Below are 1,350 nucleotides of genomic sequence, written 5' to 3' on the forward strand. Positions count from 1 at the left end.
GGCAGCAGGGGGCGTGGAGTACGGATCCGGTTTGGCAGGCTGAGACTGTTAATAGTGATTTAGTGAATTCTCAAACGGGATATCACTATCTGCATTCGGATCATCTGTGGACGCCTCATATGGCGACGGACAAGACGGGGGCAATAACGTGGAAGGCTGTCAGCGAGGCGTTTGGGGCGACTGAGGCTGTCGAGAACTCAGTGCAAGTACGTTTGAGATTCCCGGGGCAGTATTGGGATCAGGAATCGAATAGTCACTATAACTTTCATAGAGATTACAGGCCGGAAGTGGGCGGATATTTAAAAGGAGATCCCATTGGATTAAATGGTGGAATAAATTTTTATATGTATGCGAACATTAATCCGTTAAAGTTAATAGATGATTTGGGGTTGTTTCCTGGAGGTTTCATGGCTGGCCCAGGTAATCCTGATGGCACAATCAATACCATTTATTGCATGGAAGAAAAGGTCGAATTATATATTCTACCGATTCCGGGCTATGAGCAGTGTCCTGCAATTGAAAAGTGCATACGAGTTCATGAAGACAGTCATCGCCAAGATGCTTATGCTTTCAATCAAAATATTTGTAAAGGAAGGAAGGATGGATTGCAGGTTGGGTATTATGATGGTGTTGAAGGCGGCGATTCTAGATTTTATACAATAGATAGTGAACTAAAAGCCTACGAGAAACAAATTAAATGTCTCAAGGACGCATTAAAGAAAGGATGCGATCAAGAGTGCAGGGCGATGATTGAAAGAGATATTGCGCAACGTGAAATTGAAGCTCAGAGATACAGGAGCAAAAGGAAATAATTCATGCGTATGTTTTGTATAATTTTTTTCATCTGCACTCCAGTAATTGCAAATGAATGTGCAGTCGGAATTGAGGTAAAACCGACTTCAAAAGGGGATTTAGAAATCTCTTTGAAGAATAATTCCTCAGAAATTCTAGATTTTGCATACCATGATTTGCCATGGGTTGTGTCAGGTCAAGGGGGTGTCGGTTTCAAAATATATATTGACAATAAAGAAATACCGGTCGCAAGGGGTAGTGGCAATAACAACCAAGCTTTTAGGCTATGGCCAAAATCCAAGGTATCGGGAGTTGTTGATGCCACTAATATTAAGACATACTACCGAAATGTTGATAGAACACGTGTGAAGATTGAATGGTTTTATAGCTTTTCGCCTGAGGGGAAGTTTTCAGGATGCAAGAGATTCGCGGGGGATCTTCCCGTTTTGTAGTGGCCAATTAAGGTTGCGGATTCAACTGATCGACGCAACACACGCATCGAACATTTCAGCAGGGGTTCGATATCCCAGAGTTTTGCGTGGTCGTTGATTGAGATCT

General features: G+C 42.5%; 1 protein-coding gene. It reads left to right on the top strand.

From position 1 onward, the window contains the following. Positions 1-812, top strand: an 812-nt coding sequence (locus tag EDF71_RS24855) for an RHS repeat-associated core domain-containing protein (protein WP_243854464.1), incomplete at its 5' end; no start/stop codon positions are given. Between the last annotated feature and the right edge of the window lie 538 nt (positions 813-1,350).

The sequence above is a fragment of the Comamonas sp. JUb58 genome, from assembly GCF_004364775.1.
GTDB lineage: Bacteria > Pseudomonadota > Gammaproteobacteria > Burkholderiales > Burkholderiaceae_C > Comamonas.